The sequence below is a fragment of the Amycolatopsis vancoresmycina genome (genome assembly GCF_000716785.1).
Lineage (GTDB): Bacteria > Actinomycetota > Actinomycetes > Mycobacteriales > Pseudonocardiaceae > Amycolatopsis > Amycolatopsis vancoresmycina.
Window position 1 is genome coordinate 1 of record NZ_JNYY01000007.1, and the last position, 17,596, is coordinate 17,596.

The following is a 17,596-nucleotide window of genomic DNA, read 5'->3' on the forward strand; positions in this document are numbered from 1 at the left end:
CTTGCATGTGTTAAGCACGCCGCCAGCGTTCGTCCTGAGCCAGGATCAAACTCTCCAACAATGAACAGTTTAATCGAGGCAAATGTATTGCTCTCAAAGGAAACCCCGACGAGGGGTTTCATATAAGCTCTACTGGCTTAGTTCACTAGCACACTGTTGAGTTCTCAAGCAACACACTTCGGACCGCCGCGCCGCGAAGCGCCTTGGTCTTCGGCTTTTGTTTCAAGCTTTGTTCCAGGGATACCACCCTGGTTCGGGACCACCCACTCTACCACGATCGTGGGAGCTTGGTTCGTGTTCCCGGCGGCCGCTCGGTTTCCCTGGCGACTTGGAGAACTTTACATGCCCCCGAAACCCCCTTGCACAGGGGGGTACCTTTTTTCGCGCCAGGCCCCTGACCTGCACCGATAGGCGCTCAGGCCGGGGAAGGCGAGCCGTGGGTCGCGACGACCGTCAGGACGACCAACGCGGCCGCGAGCCCCGCCGTCACGTGGATCGGCGCCGGCGTGAACGACGCCGCCAGGACGAGCACCGCCGTCACCGGGAACCCGATGGCGATCGGGCGGCACTCGTTCGTCGGGCCGATGTGCAGCAACCACACGCTCAGCAGGAACACCGCGACCGGCACCGTGGCCGGCAGTGCGGCGGCCACGCCGCTCAGGTGCAGCGTCCCCGTGTCGTAGGCGACCGCCACCTCGAGCCCCGCGCCGACGGCCGCCGCGGACGCGAAGATGAAGTAGTGGCCGTAGCCCCAGCTCATCGCCGTGAACATGCCGGGGCGGCGGACCAGCCGCGCGTGTCCCGGCCGGTCGAAGTACAGCCACCACATCGAGAACACCAGGACCAGCGCGGCCGCGGCCAGCGAGATCAGCGCGCCCAGGTGCCCGCTTTCGGACGTGCCTTCCTTGACCGCGTTCGTCGCGCTCAGGATCACCTCGCCGAGCACGATCAGCGTGAACAGCCCGTACCGCTCGGCGATGTGGTGCGGGTGCCACGCCGTCCGCGCGCTGCGCTCGGCGACGACCGGCACCGCGAGCTCGCACAGCACGACGGCCACGAACGTCACCGCCGCCGTCGACGGCGGCAGGAACAGCCGGAGGATCCAGAGCACCTGGCAGAGCGCGATCCCGGCGGCGAACCGGAGGGCGGCCGGCCGCGTCTCGGGCACGGACCGGGCCGCTCGCAGCCACTGCCCGACCAGCGACAACCGCATCAGGACGTACCCGGCGACGATCACCCGGAAGTCGCCCTCGAACGCGCGGGACACCCCGGCCGCGATGGTCAGCCCGCCGGCGATCTGCACGAGCGTGGCCAGCCGGTACGGGACGTCGTCGGTGTCGTACGCCGAGGCGAACCAGCTGAAGTTCAGCCAGCCCCACCAGATCGCGAAGAACACCATCGCGAACGACGTCACGCCGTGCGCGGCGTGGCCTTCGGCGAGTGCGTGGTGCAGCGCGGCCGCGGCCTGGCCGACGGCGACCACGAAACACAGGTCGAAGAGCAGTTCCAGCGGTGTCGCGACGCGGTGGTGCTCACCACGGTCGCGGGAGCGCATCGGCCGGTGCCAGACCCGGATCCGCGACGGCTGCTCGGTCATCGGGACTCCCCGCGTCGGCCTCGGACGGACGCGATCATCCCAGCACGATCAGCGCGGGCGGGGTGCGCGCGACACGGGTGAAGAAGGCGGGCGGGCCTGGTTCCCCCTCACCCGGGCCCACCCGCCACCGTCACGCGCCGGCGGACTCCCGATGGGCAGCCCTTCCGCGAGTGCCGGGCGGTCCCCCGCGGACGCCGACACCCACTGGACGGAAGGTGACCGAGTGTGTCCATTCCCTCGAACTCCGGACGCCTCGATCGCTCAAGCCGGTCACCCCATCCCCGGGTGGCCGACTGATTGCCACTGTCGGTAGCCGTAGCCGCGCAGTGAAGGCTCCATAAGATCTACCCGGTTGCTCTCCGTAGCACCAGTGTCTTTCCGTGCTCGTCACTCGGATGGAGCATCGCAAATCTGCGGAAAGTAGTGTCTCAGCTCCGGTGGACGTCCGCCGCGGACGTCTCGGCCCGGCGCGCCTCACGCTCGTCTTCCGAAGCCCGCCGTCGCCGGGCCCGCAGTTCGGCGATCGCCAGCGTGAGCGCGCCACACGTCAGCAGCGCCGCGCAGCCGAGCGCGACGGTGAGGGCCAGAGGGTAGCCCCGGCCGAGGACCAGGCCGAAGACCGACGCGAGCACGGCGGTGCCGATCGCCGTGCCGATCCGCTGCCCGGTCTGCAGCGCGCCGCCCGCGACCCCGGCCATCCGGACCGGCACGCACTCCAGCGTCAACGTCGTGTTCGGCGAGATCACCATCCCGCCACCCACACCGGCGAACACCAGCGGCACCGCGAAGGCCCACCCGGACGCCGACGGCGGGACCACCTCGGCGAGCAGCGCGACGGCCAGCAGCCCGACGGCGACCATGGCCAGCCCGGTAACGGTCAGCCGGCGGCCGAAGCGCGGCACCAGGCGCCCGGCGACGGCCGCGGACACCGCCGAACCGAGCGCGAACGGTGTCACCGACAGGCCGGACTGCAGCGGCGAGTAGCCGAGGCCCTGCTGGAAGTAAATCGCGAAGACCAGCCAGATCCCGGCGAACCCGCAGAAGTAGAGCGCCCCGACCGCCGCGCCGGCCGCGTACCCCGGCGTTTCGGTGAACAGCCGGGTGTCCAGCAGCGGCGACCGCCCCCGCCGGACCACCGAACGCTCCCAGCGCACGAACGCGAACCCGAACACCGCCGCGACGAGGAAGAGCCACCACAGCTGCTTGAACCCACCGCTGTCGGAGTCGATGACGGGCAGCAGCACGCCGAGCACGGCGACGGCCAGCAGCGCGATGCCGACGAAGTCGATCTCCGAGGAGATCCTGAGCTGCTTCTTCTCGCTGCGCGGCAGCATCCGCAGGGCGAGGGCGAACGCGAGGACGCCGATCGGGACGTTGACGTAGAACACCCAGCGCCAGCCGTCCTGGGCGCCGAAGACCGCGATGATGGCCCCGCCGAGGATCGGGCCGACCGCCGTCGAGATCCCGACGACGGCGCCGAACATCCCGAACGCGCGGCCGCGCTCGGCGCCGCGGAAGAGGTCCTGGATCAGGCCGGTGTTCTGCGGGGTGAGCATGCCGGCCGCGACGCCCTGGGCGAGCCGCGCGATCACCAGCGTCGTCTCGTTCGGGGCCGCACCGGCCAGCGCGCTCGTGATGACGAACGCGGCGAGGGCGCCGAGGAACATGTTGCGGCGGCCGAACGCGTCCCCGAGGCGCCCGCCGGTGACCAGCACAAGGCCGAACGCGAGCGCGTACCCCGAGACGACCCAGCGGATTCCGCCGCTGCTCGCGTGCAGGCCCGCCTGCATCGACGGGAGGGCGACGTTGACGATGCTGACGTCGAGCAGGCCCATGAACCCGGCCGTCAGCGAGACGGCGAGCGCTTTCCAGCGGCGGGGATCGGGTTCGTGAGTCATCCTGACCAGCAAACACGAAAGGCGGGCTCCGCGCGCGTTGTGCGCCCGGAACCCGCCTCGCGCACTGTCACGTCGAGGCCGTGATGCCCCGGATGCCCTTCAGCTCGCCGATCAGCATCGAGCTGACCTTGACCGGGTAGTCGTAGAGCGCGAAGACCGTCTGGTTCTTGCCCACCAGCTTGAGGTGCACCGGGGTCTCGCCCTTGTGCGCCAGCAGCGTCGACCGCAGCTCGCTGACCACCGACTGGTCGATCTTCTCCGCCGCCGCGAGCAGCACCAGCGGCGGCTCGTCGTCGCCGTTGCCCGTGCCGACCTCGGACAGGTCCAGGGTGGCCAGGCCGCCGCCGAAGACCGACATCTTGTCCTCGCGCCAGTTCACCCGGCCCTTGACCAGGACCGCGTTGTCCTCGATCAGCTCACCCGCGAAGAGCGCGTACGACTTCGGGAAGAACAGCACCTCGAGGGAGGCGTCCATGTCCTCGACCGTGCAGATCGCCCAGGGCTCGCCCTTCTTGTTGACGCGACGCTCGAGGGAGGTGATCAGCCCGGAGATCACGAGCTCCCCTTCCTTCGGCGGGTCGTTGAGGATGCTCGCGATCGGCTTGGGGGCGTGCTTGCGCAGGATCCGCTCGGCGCCGTCCAGCGGGTGCGCCGAGACGTACAGCCCGAGCATCTCGCGCTCGTAGGCCAGCAGCTGCTTGCGCGGGTACTCCTCCTCGCCGAACTTCAGGTGCGCCAGCGGGGACGACGACGGCGCCGCTTCCCCTTCGTCGCCGCCGAAGCCGAACAGGTCGAACTGGCCCATCGCCTCCTGGCGCTTGAGCGGGACGACGGCTTCGACCGCGTCTTCGTGGACCTGGATCATCGACAGCCGCGTGTGGCCGAGGGAGTCGAACCCACCCGCCTTGATCAGCGACTCGATCACCCGCTTGTTGCAGGCCACCAGCTCGGACTTGTCGAGGAAGTCGGTGAAGGACGCGTACTTGCCCTTCTCCTCACGGGTCTTGATGATCGACTCGACGACGTTCGCGCCGACGTTGCGGACGGCACCCAGCCCGAAGCGGATGTCGTCCCCGACGGCCGCGAACCGCAGGGCCGACTCGTTGACGTCCGGCGGCAGCACCTTGATGCCCAGGCGGCGGCACTCCGACAGGTAGACCGCCGACTTGTCCTTGTTGTCGCCGACCGAGGTCAGCAGCGCGGCCATGTACTCCGGCGTGAAGTTCGCCTTGAGGTACGCCGTCCAGTAGGAGACCAGGCCGTACGCGGCCGCGTGGCTCTTGTTGAACGCGTAGCCGGCGAACGGGAGGATCGTGTCCCAGAGCGCCTTGACGGCCTCCGCGGAGAAGCCGCCGGGGACCAGGTCGCTGGCCTTCATCCCGGCTTCGAAGCCCTCGTACTCGAGGTCGAGGACTTCCTTCTTCTTCTTGCCCATCGCGCGGCGGAGCACGTCCGCGCGCCCCATCGTGTACCCGGCCACCTTCTGGCCGATGTGCATGATCTGCTCTTGGTACACGATCAGGCCGTAGGTGTCGGCCAGGATCTCCCGCAGCGGCTCGTCGAGCTCCGGGTGGATCGGCTTGACCTTCTGCCGGTTGTTCTTCCGGTCGGCGTAGTCGTTGTGCGCGTTCATGCCCATCGGGCCGGGGCGGTACAGCGCGCCGACCGCGACGATGTCGTCGAACACCGTGGGCTCCATGCGCCGCAGCAGGTCGCGCATGGGGCCACCGTCCAGCTGGAACACGCCGAGCGTGTCGCCGCGGGCCAGCAGCTTGTACGTCTCCGGGTCGTCGACGCCCAGGGTGTCGAGGTCGATGTCGATCCCGCGGTTGGCCTTGATGTTGTCGATCGCGTCACCGATGACCGTGAGGTTCCGCAGGCCCAGGAAGTCCATCTTGAGCAGGCCGATGGCCTCGCACGACGGGTAGTCCCAGCCGGTGATGATCGAGCCGTCGTCGCGCTGCCAGAGCGGGATCGCGTCGGTCAGCGGGTCGCACGACATGATGACCGCGCAGGCGTGCACGCCCGCGTTGCGGATCAGGCCTTCGAGGCCGCGGGCGGTCTCGAAGATCGTCTTGCACTCTTCGTCGGTCTCGACCAGCGCGCGGACCTCGGCGGCCTCGCCGTAGCGCTCGTGCTTGCTGTCGACGATGCCCGAGAGCGGGATGTCCTTCGCCATGATCGGCGGCGGCAGCGCCTTGGAGATCTTGTCCGCGATCGCGTACCCCGGCTGGCCGAAGTGGACGCGGGCGGAGTCCTTGATCGCCGCCTTGGTCTTGATGGTGCCGAAGGTGATGACCTGGGCGACCTTGTCCGCGCCGTACTTCTCGGTGGCGTACCGGATCATCTCGCCGCGCCGGCGGTCGTCGAAGTCGATGTCGATATCGGGCATCGAGACGCGCTCGGGGTTGAGGAACCGCTCGAACAGCAGCTTCTGCGGGATCGGGTCCAGGTTGGTGATACCGAGGACGTACGCGACCAGCGAACCGGCCGCGGAACCACGGCCGGGGCCGACCCGGATGCCGACGCGGCGGGCGTAGCTGATGAGGTCGGCGACGATCAGGAAGTAGGCCGGGAAGCCCTTGCCGATGATGACGTCGAGCTCGATCTCGATGCGCTCGTTGTAGTACTCGTCCGGCACGCCGTCCGGGAAGCGCCACTTCAGGCCGCGCTGGACCTCTTCGCGCAGCCAGCTGCCCTGGTCGTAGCCCTCCGGGACCTCGAAGAACGGCAGCCGGTCCTTGTGCGCGTAGACGTCTTCGTAGGACTCGACGCGCTCGGCGATCAGCAGCGTGTTGTCGGCCGCGCCGGGGACCTCCTTGTCCCAGTACTCGCGCATGTCGGCGGCGGACTTGAGGTAGTAGCCGTTGCCGTCGAACTTGAACCGGGTCGGGTCGTTGAGCGTCTTGCCCGACTGGACGGCCAGCAGCGCGCTGTGCGTGTCGGCCTGCTCCTTGACGACGTAGTGCGAGTCGTTGGTCGCGATCGGCTTGAGGTCGAGCAGCCGGCCGACCTCCAGCAGGCCCTCGCGGACCGACCGCTCGATCGGCAGGCCGTGGTCCATCAGCTCGAGGAAGAAGTTGTCGGCGCCGAAGATGTCCTTGTAGTCGGACGCGGCCTGGATCGCCTCTTCGCGCTGACCCAGCCGCAGCCGGGTCTGCACCTCGCCGGACGGGCAGCCGGTGGTGGCGATGATGCCGGCGCTGTTCTCCGCGATGAGCTCGCGGTCCATCCGCGGCTTGCGGTAGTAGCCCTGCATGCTGGCCAGCGAGGACAGCTTGAAGAGGTTCCGCAGGCCGGTGGCGTTCGCCGCGAGCATGGTCATGTGCGTGTACGCACCGCCACCGGAGACGTCGCCGCCCTCACCGAACTCGTCCGAGCCGCGCTGGTTGGCCTGGCCCCAGAAGACCGGCTTCTTGTGGAACCGGCTCTCCGGCGCGATGTAGGCCTCGATGCCGATGATCGGCTTGAGACCGTGCTTCTTGGACTGCTGGTAGAACTCGTCGCCGCCGTACATGTTGCCGTGGTCGGTCATGCCGACCGCGGGCATGCCGAGGCGCGCCGCCTCGGCGAAGAGGGGGGCGATCTTCGCCGCACCGTCGAGCATCGAGTACTCGGTGTGGACGTGCAGGTGGACGAAGGAATCGTTCGACACCAGCGAAAACCTCCCCTAGGTGGATCGGACCGGCGCGCCCGGGTCCCCCAGCCTAGCCCGCGCTCGCCGAGCTCGATTGTGCGCCTCCGGAGCCCGCGCCGGGCGGTGCGACGCGCCCCTCTTCGGGCGGAAACGATCACGACACGCGCCGCTGCCGGGTGGTCACGCGGACGGCACCCAGCCGCGTGTCGCGAATGACTCATTCGGGACCTCGCACGTCCCGAATGAGTCATTCGCGACCTTCGGGCGGGGCGGGGACGGTGGGTGAGGTGGGCCACAGACGTCGACGCTCGCGTTGACAGGGGTGGCGGCGGCGCCGAGCATTCCCGCCATGAACCTGTCTGACAGCCAGACAGCCGGACAAAGTGGTCCTCGCCGGGTGAGTGCCATGGAAGCCGTGCTGGCCCACCTGCGTGCCGCCATCGAACGCGGCGAGCACGCCGTCGGCGCGAAGCTCCCCTCCGAAGCCGCCCTGAGCAGGGAGTTCGAGGTCAGCCGGTCGGTCATCCGGGAAGCCCTCCGCGGGCTACAGGCGCTCGGCATGACCGAGTCGAAGACCGGCAAGGGCACCTTCGTCACCGCGACCGGCCCGGCCGACAACCCCACCTTCGGGCCCTATTCGGCCCGCGACCTCATCGAGGTGCGGCGGCACGTCGAGATCCCGGTCGCCGGGTACGCGGCCGTGCGGCGCAGCCAGGACGACCTCGACCTGCTCGCCCACCTGCTCGACCGGATGGACGCCGAGACCGACAACACCGCGTGGGTCGCGCTCGACTCGCTCTTCCACATCACCATCGCCCAGGCCTCCGGCAACCCGGTCTTCGGGAAGGTGATCGAGGAGATCCGGGACGCGCTGGCCCGCCAGTCCGCCTTCCTCAACCAGCTCGGCGACCGGCGACGGCAGTCGAACATCGAGCACCGGGACATCGTCACCGCGATCGAAAGCGGTTCCGAAGAGCAGGCCGTCGCCGCCATGACGGCGCACCTGACGCACGTCGAAGCCACCTTGACCAGCATCGTGAACGGGGACCAGTGACCGAACAGACCATCCCGGCCACGACCGGCAGCACCGCGGACGCGGGCGACGCCGGCTACCGCAAGGCCCTCAAACCCCGGCACGTGAACATGATCGCGATCGGCGGGGCGATCGGCACCGGCCTGTTCCTCGGCGCCGGCGGCCGGCTCGCCCAGGCCGGGCCCGCGCTGGCCATCGTCTACGCCGTCTGCGGGCTCTTCGCGTTCTTCGTGGTCCGCGCGCTCGGCGAGCTGATCCTGTACCGGCCCTCCAGCGGCGCCTTCGTCTCCTACGCCCGCGAGTTCATGGGTGAAAAGGGCGCGTACCTCGCCGGCTGGATGCACTTCCTCAACTGGTCGACCACCGGCATCGCCGACATCACGGCGATCGCGCTGTACGCGCACTTCTGGTCGTTCTTCTCGCCGGTCCCGCAGTGGGTGCTCGCGCTGATCGCCCTCGCCGTGGTCCTGACGCTCAACCTCGTCTCGGTCAAGCTGTTCGGCGAGATGGAGTTCTGGTTCGCCATCGTCAAGGTCGCCGCGCTGGTGCTGTTCATGGTGATCGGCATCTTCCTGCTGGTGACGCAGACGCCGGTCGACGGCGTGGCGGGCGGCCCGCAGCTGATCGCCGACCACGGCGGGATCTTCCCGGCCGGGCTGCTGCCGATGGTGCTGATCGTGCAGGGCGTGGTGTTCGCCTACGCCTCGGTCGAGCTGGTCGGCGTGGCCGCGGGCGAGACCGAGCACCCGGAGAAGATCATGCCGAAGGCGATCAACTCCATCATGTGGCGCATCCTCGTCTTCTACGTCGGCTCGGTCGTGCTGCTGGCGATGCTGCTGCCGTGGAGCTCGTACACGAAGGACCAGAGCCCGTTCGTCACCGTGCTCTCGCACCTGGGCGTGCCGGCGGCGGACAGCGTGATGAACCTGGTCGTGCTCACCGCGGCGCTGTCCAGCCTGAATTCGGGCCTGTACTCGACCGGCCGCATCCTGCGGTCGATGGCGATGGCCGGCTCGGCGCCGAAGTTCACCGGCGTGATGAACCGCAACCACGTGCCCTACGGCGGGATCCTGCTCACCGCGGCCGTCTGCGTGCTCGGCGTCGGGCTCAACTACCTGGTGCCGAAGGAGGCCTTCGACATCGTGCTGAACTTCGCCGCGATCGGCATCCTCGCCACCTGGGCCATCATCGTGCTCTGCCACCTGCTGTTCGTGCGCAGGGCGAAGCGCGACGGCGTCGAGCGGCCGTCGTTCCGGCTGCCGTTCTCGCCCTGGACCGAAATCGCCACGCTGGTGTTCCTCGCCGCCGTCGTCGTGCTGATGGGCTTCGACGAGACCGGCCGGATCACCCTGCTCGCGCTGCCCGCCATCGCCGTCGCGCTGGTCGTGGGCTGGTTCGGCGTCCGCAAGCGGATCGACATGCGCGCGTTCGACAAGGAGGGCATGTGAGCCACGAACCCCTCGTCGAGCTGATCCGCGACGGCCTGGTCGAGGGCGTCCACCACGGCTCGGCGGTGGTGCTCGCCCCGGACGGCTCGACGCTGTTCGCCGCCGGGGACACCGACACGCCGATGTACCCGCGGTCGACGGCGAAGCCGCTGCAGGCCACGGCGATGGCGCGGCTCGGGCTGCGCCTGTCCCCCGCCGGGTTCGCGATCGCCGCGGCCAGCCACTCGGGCGAGCCCATGCACCTGGCCGCCGCACTCGACGTCCTCGACGGACGCTCCCCCGACCTGCTCGGCAACCCGGCGGACTTCCCGTTCGACCCGGTCGAGCGAGACCGCTGGCTCGCCGAGGGCCGGGCGCCGTCCCGGCTCGGGCACAACTGCTCCGGCAAGCACGCGGCGATGCTCGCGACCTGCGCGCTCAACGGCTGGTCCGCCGCGGGCTACCTCGACCCGGCCCACCCGCTGCAGCGCGCGATCGCGGCCACCGTCGAAGACCTGACCGGCCGGGACATCGCCCGGGTGGCCGTCGACGGCTGCGGCGCGCCGCTCTTCGCGACGACGTTGCGCGGGCTCGCGACGGCCGTGTCGAAGATCGCGCTCGCCGCGCCGGACACGCCCGAGGGCCTGGTCGCCGACGGTATCCGGCAGCACCCGGAGCTGGTCGGCGGCAGCAGGCGGGATGTCACCGCGATCATGCGCGCGATACCCGGGCTGATCGCCAAGGACGGGTTCGAGGCCGTCCAGGTCGCCGCGCTGCCGGACGGCACGGCGATCGCGTTCAAGATCGCCGACGGCGGGGACCGGGCGCGCTACCCGGTGCTGGCCGCGCTGCTCGGGCGGTGCGGGATCGACGTCCCGCCCGGGCCGGACAACCTGCGTTTCACCGGAAACATCTCTGTGGGGAGCCTGCGATGACCACCCGCCGCGAACACGACCTGCTGGGCGACAAGGACGTCCCCGCCGAGGCGTACTGGGGCGTGCACACCGCCCGCGCCCGCGAGAACTTCCCCATCACCGGCACCACGCTCGCCGCCTACCCGCACCTGATCGAGGCGCTCGCCGCGGTCAAGGAGGCCGCGGCTCGCGCCAACGCCGAGCTCGGCCTGCTCGCCCCCGAGATCGCCGAAGCGATCGCGGGCGCCTGCCGGGAGATCCGGGAAGGCGCGCTGCACGGCGAGTTCGCCGTCGACGTCATCCAGGGCGGCGCCGGGACGTCGACCAACATGAACGCCAACGAGGTCATCGCGAACCGCGCGCTCGAGCTGCTCGGGCACGCCAAGGGCGACTACCACGTCGTGCACCCGAACGAGCACGTCAACCTCGGGCAGTCGACGAACGACGCCTACCCGACCGCGGTCAACGTCGCGACGATCATCGCCGTGCGCCAGCTGTCCGAAGCGATGGTCGTGCTGGAGAAGGCGTTCGCGGCCAAGGCCGTCGAGTTCCACGACGTGCTCAAGATGGGCCGCACGCAGCTGCAGGACGCCGTGCCGATGACGCTCGGCCAGGAGTTCGGCACGTACGCGGTGATGCTCGGCGAGGACCGGCAGCGGCTGCACGAAGCCGTCGCGCTGCTGCACGAGATCAACCTCGGCGCGACCGCGATCGGCACCGGCCTCAACGCCGCGCCGGGCTACGCCGAAGCCGCGTGCCGGCACCTGCGCGAGATCACCGGGCTGCCGGTCGTCACCGCCGCGGACCTGGTGGAGGCGACGCAGGACTGCGGCGCGTTCGTGCACCTGTCCGGCGTGCTCAAGCGGATCGCGGTCAAGCTCTCGAAGAGCTGCAACGACCTGCGGCTGCTGTCGTCGGGCCCGCGCGCCGGGCTGAACGAGATCAACCTGCCGCCGGTGCAGGCCGGGTCGTCGATCATGCCGGGCAAGATCAACCCGGTGATCCCGGAGGTGGTCAACCAGGTCGCGTTCGAGGTGATCGGCAACGACGTCACCGTGACGATGGCCGCCGAAGCCGGGCAGCTGCAGCTCAACGCGTTCGAGCCGATCATCCTGCACTCGCTGTCGGAGAGCATCACGCACCTGGGCGCGGCCTGCCGGACGCTGGCTTCGAAGTGCGTTTCCGGGATCACGGCGAACGTGGCCGTCATGCGCGCCTACGTCGAGAACTCGATCGGCCTCGTCACCGCGCTCAACCCGAGCATCGGCTACGCGGCCGCGACGGAGATCGCGAAGGAGGCTCTCGCGACCGGGCGGGGTGTCGCCGAGCTCGTCGTCGAGAAGGGCCTGATCCCGGCCGAAGAGCTGGCGAAGCTGCTGCGTCCGGAAACCCTCGCGCGCGCGAACTGAGGTACGGTCGGATCCGGAAGGATCGACTCCACTTCGGAAGGCGGGCGCCCGTGCTGGACCGACTTGTCGACAAGCTGCTCGGACTCCCCCGCGCCGAAGGCCCCCAGCCGGTCGTGACGCGCGACCTCGCCGTCCCGATGCCCGACGGCGTCACGCTGCTCGCCGACCGGTACGCACCGGCCGGGACGACGCCGGCGCCGGTGGTGCTGATCCGCACGCCGTACGGGCGCAAGGGCATCCTCTCGAAGCTCTTCGGCGAGACGTTCGCCCGGCACGGGCTGCAGACGGTCATCCAGAGCACCCGCGGCTCGTTCGGCTCCGGCGGCGAGTTCCGGCCGTTCCACCTCGAACGCGAGGACGGCGTCGCGACCGCCGAGTGGCTGCGCGCCCAGCCGTGGTGCGACGGGACGATCGGGATGGCGGGCGCCAGCTACCTCGGGCACACGCAGTGGGCGGTCGGGCCGTACCTCGACCCGCCGCTCGCCGCGATGTGCCTCGGCGTGACGGCGTCGGAGTTCGTCTCGACGTTCTACCCGGGCGGCGTGCTCGCCGCGGACAACATGGTGTCGTGGTCGGCGATGATCGGACGGCAGGAAGAGCGGTTCGCCGCGCTGCCGAACCCGGTGCAGACCCGCCGGACCCGCCGCGCGATGGCCCACCTGCCGATCAGCGGCGCCGACGTGGCCGCGATCGGGAAGCCGGTGACGTTCCTCCAGGACGTCACCGCCCACTTCGTGCCCGGCGACGGCTACTGGTCGATGTCCGACCACAGCGCCGAAGTCGCGAAGCTCGACGTCCCGGTGTCGATGGTCACCGGCTGGTACGACCTGTTCGTCCGCGGGCAGCTGCGCGACTTCCGCATCCTGGCCGAGGCCGGGAAGGCGCCGCGGATCACGATCGGCCCGTGGGCGCACGGCGAGCCCGCGAGCATGGGCCCGATGATCCGCGACCAGCTCGGCTTCCTGCGCGCGCACCTGCTCGGCGACCGCACCCAGCTGCAGCGGGCCCCGGTCCGGCTGTTCCTGCAGGGCGCGAACTCCTGGCTGGACTTCGAGTCGTGGCCGCCGCCGTCGACGGCGACCGCCGCGCACCTGCGCCCGATCGGCGGGCTCGGCGAAGTCCCCGGCGACCGCGCCCTGCCGACGACGTTCACCTACGACCCGGCGGACCCCACCCCGGCGGTCGGCGGCCCGCTGCTGACGGGCGAGTGGAAGCAGCGCGACAACCAGGAGGTCGAGGCCCGCCCGGACGTGCTGGTGTTCACCGGCGAGCCGCTGCCCTCGGACGTCGACGTCATCGGCGAGGTGGCGGCGACCGTGCACGTCCGCACCGAGCTGGGCCACGCCGACGTCTACGTCCGGCTCTGCGACGTCGACACGAACGGGATCAGCCGCAACGTGACCGACGGGATCCTGCGGCTGCGCCCGGGTTTCCCCGCGGCGGACGCGGACGGCGTGGTGACGGCGGAGGTGACGCTCGACCCGACCGCGTACCGCTTCCGCCGCGGCCACCGGCTGCGCGTGCAGGTGGCGGGCGGGGCGTTCCCGCGGTTCGCCCGCAACCACGGCACGGGCGAGCCGGTCACGGAGGCGGTGGACGGCAAGGCGAACCGCTTCGAGATCTTCCACGACGCCGGACGGCCGTCGCGGATCACGCTGCCGGTGTTCGGCGGCTGACCGTCCGGTGCCCGGGGACGATCACCTTCGGTCGTTCCCCAGGTACGCCAAGGCTTTCACCCAGTTGGCGACGAGCACCGAGGACGCGGTGGCGAGGTCGCCGTCGCGCAGGGCGGCGGCGATGCGGCGGTGCTCGCCGATGCTCTCCCCCGCGTGGCCCTCGCGGGCGAAGTAGGCCGACTCGTACCGCTTGAGCAGCGGCTTCGTCTGCTCGATCAGCCGCAGCAGGTGCGGGTTCGGGCAGCGGGACAGCAGCAGGGCGTGCCACCGATCGTCCAAAGCGGACAGATCGCCGCCGTCGGCGAGCGCGCGGTCCATTTCGGCGGAGACGGTGTCGAGCGCGTCCGGCAGGCCGGCCAGCTCCACCGGGGACGTCCAGCGCAGCGCGAGGGCTTCGAGCTCGGCCACCAGCGGGTAGAGCCGGCGCGCCTCGCCCGGGTCGAACGGCGGCACCAGGAAGCCGCGGCCGGGCGCGGAAACCAGCAGGCCGCGGTCGGCGAGCCCGATCAGTGCCTCCCGCAGCGGCGTCCGGCTGACGCCGAGCTCCTTCGCCAGGTGCACCTCGTTGACCCGCGCGCCGGCCGCGAGCCGCCCGTCCAGGACGCGGCCGGTGATCTGCTCCAGGAGGTCGCTGCGCAACGGGGTCCGGGCCATGGGCGCAGTATTGCATACAATAGCTATCTACTGTATTCAGTTGGTATGAGCTTCGACGTCGAACGCGCGCGCCGCGAGACCCCGGGCTGCGCCGAGGTGGTCCACTTCAACAACGCGGGCGCGGCGCTGCCTCCGGCCGTCGTGACCGACACCGTCGTCGATTACCTGCGCCGCGAAGCGCTGATCGGCGGGTATGAAGCCGTCGCCGAGTCCTCGGAACGCTTCGACGCGGTGTACGCCTCCGTGGCGCGCCTGCTCGGCGCCGGAACCGACGACATCGCGCTCACCGACAACGCGACCCGCTCCTGGCAGGCGGTGTTCTACGCGCTGCCGTTCGGCCGCGGGGACCGGATCCTGACCTCCCGCGCGGAGTACGCCAGCAACGCCATCGCGTTCCTGCAGGTCGCGCGGCGCACCGGCGCGGTCGTCGAGGTGGTCGGCGACGACGAGTCGGGACAGCTGGACGTGGACGAGCTGCGGCGGCGCATCGACGACGACGTCAAGCTGATCGCGGTGAGCCACGTCCCCACCCAGGGCGGGCTGGTGAACCCGGCCGAGGAGATCGGCGCGGTCGCCGAAGCGGCCGGCATCCCGTTCCTGCTCGACGCGTGCCAGTCGGCGGGCCAGCTCGACCTCGACGTCACGCGCCTCAGGTGCGACGCGCTGTCGGGGACCGGCCGCAAGTACCTGCGCGGCCCGCGTGGCACCGGGTTCCTCTACGTGCACCCGCGGCTGCGCGAGCGGCTGGAACCGGCCATGCTCGACCTGCACTCGGCGAGCTGGGAAGCGCCGGCGGAGTACGTCGTCGACCCGACGGCCAAGCGCTTCGAGGTGTGGGAACGCGACTTCGCCGCGGTGCTCGGCCTCGGCGCGGCCATCGACTACGCACTCGGCTGGGGCCTGCCGGCCATCGAGTCGCGCGTCGCGTCGCTGGCGGCGACGCTGCGCAGCCGGCTCGTGGACGCCGGCGCCCGCGTCCACGACGCCGGGGCGCGCAAGTGCGGCCTCGTCACCTTCACCGTGGACGGCACGCCGGCCGCGGAGATCAAGGCCCGGCTCGCCGAGGCGAACATCAACACCTCACTGTCGACCCGCACCTCGGCGCAGTACGACTTCACCGCGCGCGGCCTGCCGGACCTGGTCCGGGCGTCGGTGCACTACTACAACACCGAGGACGAGATCGACCTGCTGGTGCGGCAGGTCGAGAAGCTCTAGAAGGCGTTCACGCCGGTCAGCTCGGCGGACACCGTCCAGAGCCGTCCGGCGAGCGCGGGGTCGACCGCGTAGTCCTGCACGCCCGTGCGGGTTCCGTCGGCCGGCGCGGGCTCGGCGATGTCACAGTCCTCGAGGTACACACCGCCGAGGCCGTCGAGCTGCGGCGACGTCGCCGCCCAGACCTGGGTGGCGGCGCCCTGCTCCGGCGTCTTCGCCCCGCCGGTGACCCGGCCGGACTCGTCGACCATGCCCGCGTCGACGAGCTCCCGGCGGTCCAGGTGGCGCACGAGGTCGGTGAGGATCCGGCCCGGGTGCAGGGCGAACGCGCGGACGCCCCGCTCGCGCGCGAGCCGGTCGAGCTCCACCGCGAAGAGCACGTTCGCCGTTTTGGCTTGTCCGTAGGCGAGCCACTTGTCGTAGCCCCGCTCGAAGTTCAGGTCGTCGAAGCGCACCGGGCCGTAGTGGTGGCCGCGCGAGGACACCGAAACCACGCGGGCGCCGGCGCCGAACGCCGGCCAGAGGCGGTTCACCAGCGCGAAGTGCCCGAGGTGGTTGGTCGCGAACTGCGCCTCCCAGCCCGGTCCGACGCGGGTTTCCGGCACCGCCATGATGCCCGCGCTGCCGATGAAGAGGTCGATGCCGCGGCCCGAGGCGGCGAACCGTTCGGCAAAGGCTCGGACGCTGCCGAGATCCGCCAGGTCGAGCTCGTCGACCTCGACGTTTCCCAGGCCCTGCAGGGCTTTCTCCGCCGTCGCGCGGCGGCGGGCCGGGACGACGACGTGCGCGCCCGCGTCCGTCAGCGCCCGCGTGGTCTCCAGGCCGAGGCCCGAGTAGCCGCCGGTGACGATCGCGAGCCTGCCGGTCAGGTCGATCCCGGCCAGGACCTCCGCGGCCGTGGTGGTCGCGCCGAAACCCGAGCCGATCTTGTGCTGTGCGGTGGTCATGCCCCCGACGCTAAGTGCTGGAGCGCGCTCCAGCGCAAGTTCAGTCCTTGAGCAGCTGCCGCGCGATGACGAGCTTCTGGATCTCGCTGGTGCCCTCGTAGATGCGGAACAGCCGCGCGTCGCGGTAGATGCGCTCGACCGTCACCCCGCGGACGTACCCCATCCCGCCGTGGACCTGGACCGCGCGGTCCGCGACCCGCCCGAGCATCTCGGTGCAGAACAGCTTCGCCGACGACGGCCCCAGTTTGCGGTCCTCGCCCGAGTCGTACTTCGCCGCGGCTTCGTGCACCATCGCCCGGCCGGCCGCGAGCTCGGCGTGCGACTCCGCCAGCAGCGCCTGCACCAGCTGGTACTCCCCGATCACGCGGCCACCCTGGCGGGCCGTCCGCGCGTACTCGACCGCCTCGGCGAGGGCCCGCTCCGCCATGCCGACGCACAGCGCGGCGATGTGCAGGCGGCCCCTGGCGAGCGACGCCATCGCGATGCCGAAGCCCTTGCCCTCCTCGCCGATCAGCGCGTCGGCCGGCAGCTCGACATCGTCGAAGACCACCTCCGACGTCCACGCGCCGGCCTGGCCCATCTTGGCGTCGTGCGGGCCGGCCGTGACCCCGGGCGCGCCCGCCGGGACGAGGAACGCGGAAATGCCGCGGCTACCGGTGCTGTCGAGGTCGGTGCGGGCGAACGCGACGAACACCTCCGCCAGCGGCGCGTTCGTGATGAACCGCTTGGTCCCCGACAGCCGGTAGCGGTCGCCGTCGCGGACCGCGCGGCTGGTCAGGCCGCCCGGGTCCGAACCGGCCTCGGCTTCGGTGAGCGCGAACGACGCGATCGCCTGGCCGGCGGCCAGCCGCGGCAGCCAGCGGGTGCGCTGGTCCGGCGTCCCGTAGTGCACGATCGCCTGGCCGGCGATGCCGTTGTTGGTGCCGAACAGCGACCGGAAGGCGGGCGTCGTCCAGCCGAGCTCGATCGCCAGCCGGACGTCCTCGGCCATCGCCAGGCCCAGCCCGCCGTATTCCTCCGGCAACGCCCAGCCGAACAGGCCGAGCTCCGCGGCCTTCTCCCGGATCCCGGCGGGGATTTCGTCGCGCTCGTCGATCTCCGCCTCGCGCGGCACGACCTCCTTGCGCACGAACTCCCGCACCGCACCGAGGACCTGCCCGAAAACGTCCGCGTCCATGCGTCGCACCGTACC

12 protein-coding genes and 1 rRNA gene are annotated in these 17,596 nt (G+C 70.7%); 6 read left to right on the top strand and 7 right to left on the bottom strand.

Going from position 1 to position 17,596, the window contains the following annotated elements; translation table 11 throughout:
- The 4 genes from OO60_RS18330 to dnaE all read right to left on the bottom strand — a co-directional run.
- Positions 1–61: ribosomal RNA gene (locus OO60_RS18330) — 16S ribosomal RNA — on the bottom strand; the annotation flags it as partial.
- A 354-nt stretch (positions 62–415) separates the two neighbouring features.
- Positions 416–1,597 carry a low temperature requirement protein A gene (locus OO60_RS18335; RefSeq protein ID WP_004560364.1) on the bottom strand — a complete coding sequence of 394 codons (1,182 nt, stop codon included), beginning with the start codon at positions 1,595–1,597 and terminating at the stop codon, positions 416–418.
- Between the two features lie 428 nt (positions 1,598–2,025).
- Positions 2,026–3,495 carry an MFS transporter gene (locus tag OO60_RS18340; protein ID WP_033261761.1) on the bottom strand — a complete coding sequence of 490 codons (1,470 nt, stop codon included), beginning with the start codon at positions 3,493–3,495 and terminating at the stop codon, positions 2,026–2,028.
- Positions 3,496–3,562: 67 nt separating this feature from the next.
- Positions 3,563–7,150 carry a DNA polymerase III subunit alpha gene (dnaE, locus tag OO60_RS18345; RefSeq protein ID WP_004560374.1) on the bottom strand — a complete coding sequence of 1,196 codons (3,588 nt, stop codon included), beginning with the start codon at positions 7,148–7,150 and terminating at the stop codon, positions 3,563–3,565.
- Positions 7,151–7,538: 388 nt separating this feature from the next.
- On the opposite strand from dnaE, the gene OO60_RS18350 reads away from it, so the two are divergent.
- From OO60_RS18350 to OO60_RS18370, 5 genes are read left to right on the top strand one after another with little or no spacing between them, the layout of a single operon-like run.
- Positions 7,539–8,186 carry a FadR/GntR family transcriptional regulator gene (locus OO60_RS18350; protein ID WP_004560396.1) on the top strand — a complete coding sequence of 216 codons (648 nt, stop codon included), beginning with the start codon at positions 7,539–7,541 and terminating at the stop codon, positions 8,184–8,186.
- Positions 8,183–9,613, top strand: coding sequence for an amino acid permease (locus OO60_RS18355; RefSeq protein ID WP_004560397.1), 1,431 nt, complete (start codon positions 8,183–8,185; stop codon positions 9,611–9,613). The genes OO60_RS18350 and OO60_RS18355 overlap by 4 nt, the downstream gene beginning before the upstream one ends.
- Positions 9,610–10,527: an asparaginase gene (locus OO60_RS18360; RefSeq protein ID WP_004560398.1), complete on the top strand. Its 918-nt coding sequence runs from the start codon at positions 9,610–9,612 to the stop codon at positions 10,525–10,527. The genes OO60_RS18355 and OO60_RS18360 overlap by 4 nt, the downstream gene beginning before the upstream one ends.
- Positions 10,524–11,915, top strand: a complete 1,392-nt coding sequence (gene aspA, locus OO60_RS18365) for an aspartate ammonia-lyase (RefSeq protein ID WP_004560399.1) — start codon at positions 10,524–10,526, stop codon at positions 11,913–11,915. The genes OO60_RS18360 and aspA overlap by 4 nt, the downstream gene beginning before the upstream one ends.
- 50 nt (positions 11,916–11,965) lie before the next feature.
- Entirely contained in the window at positions 11,966–13,591 is a 1,626-nt protein-coding gene (locus OO60_RS18370) for a CocE/NonD family hydrolase (protein ID WP_004560400.1), read from the top strand.
- A 21-nt stretch (positions 13,592–13,612) separates the two neighbouring features.
- Here the strand turns inward: OO60_RS18370 and OO60_RS18375 are convergent, their stop codons facing one another.
- Complete coding sequence (locus OO60_RS18375) at positions 13,613–14,245, bottom strand: GntR family transcriptional regulator (protein WP_004560402.1); 633 nt, start codon at positions 14,243–14,245, stop codon at positions 13,613–13,615.
- 45 nt (positions 14,246–14,290) lie between these two features.
- On the opposite strand from OO60_RS18375, the gene OO60_RS18380 reads away from it, so the two are divergent.
- Positions 14,291–15,460: an aminotransferase class V-fold PLP-dependent enzyme gene (locus tag OO60_RS18380; RefSeq protein WP_033261762.1), complete on the top strand. Its 1,170-nt coding sequence runs from the start codon at positions 14,291–14,293 to the stop codon at positions 15,458–15,460.
- Here the strand turns inward: OO60_RS18380 and OO60_RS18385 are convergent.
- A complete protein-coding gene (locus OO60_RS18385; protein ID WP_004561048.1) occupies positions 15,457–16,404 on the bottom strand; it encodes an SDR family NAD(P)-dependent oxidoreductase in 948 nt (315 codons plus the stop codon). The genes OO60_RS18380 and OO60_RS18385 overlap by 4 nt on opposite strands.
- A gap of 40 nt (positions 16,405–16,444) precedes the next feature.
- Positions 16,445–17,581, bottom strand: coding sequence for an acyl-CoA dehydrogenase family protein (locus OO60_RS18390; RefSeq protein ID WP_004561049.1), 1,137 nt, complete (start codon positions 17,579–17,581; stop codon positions 16,445–16,447).
- Positions 17,582–17,596 lie beyond the last annotated feature (15 nt).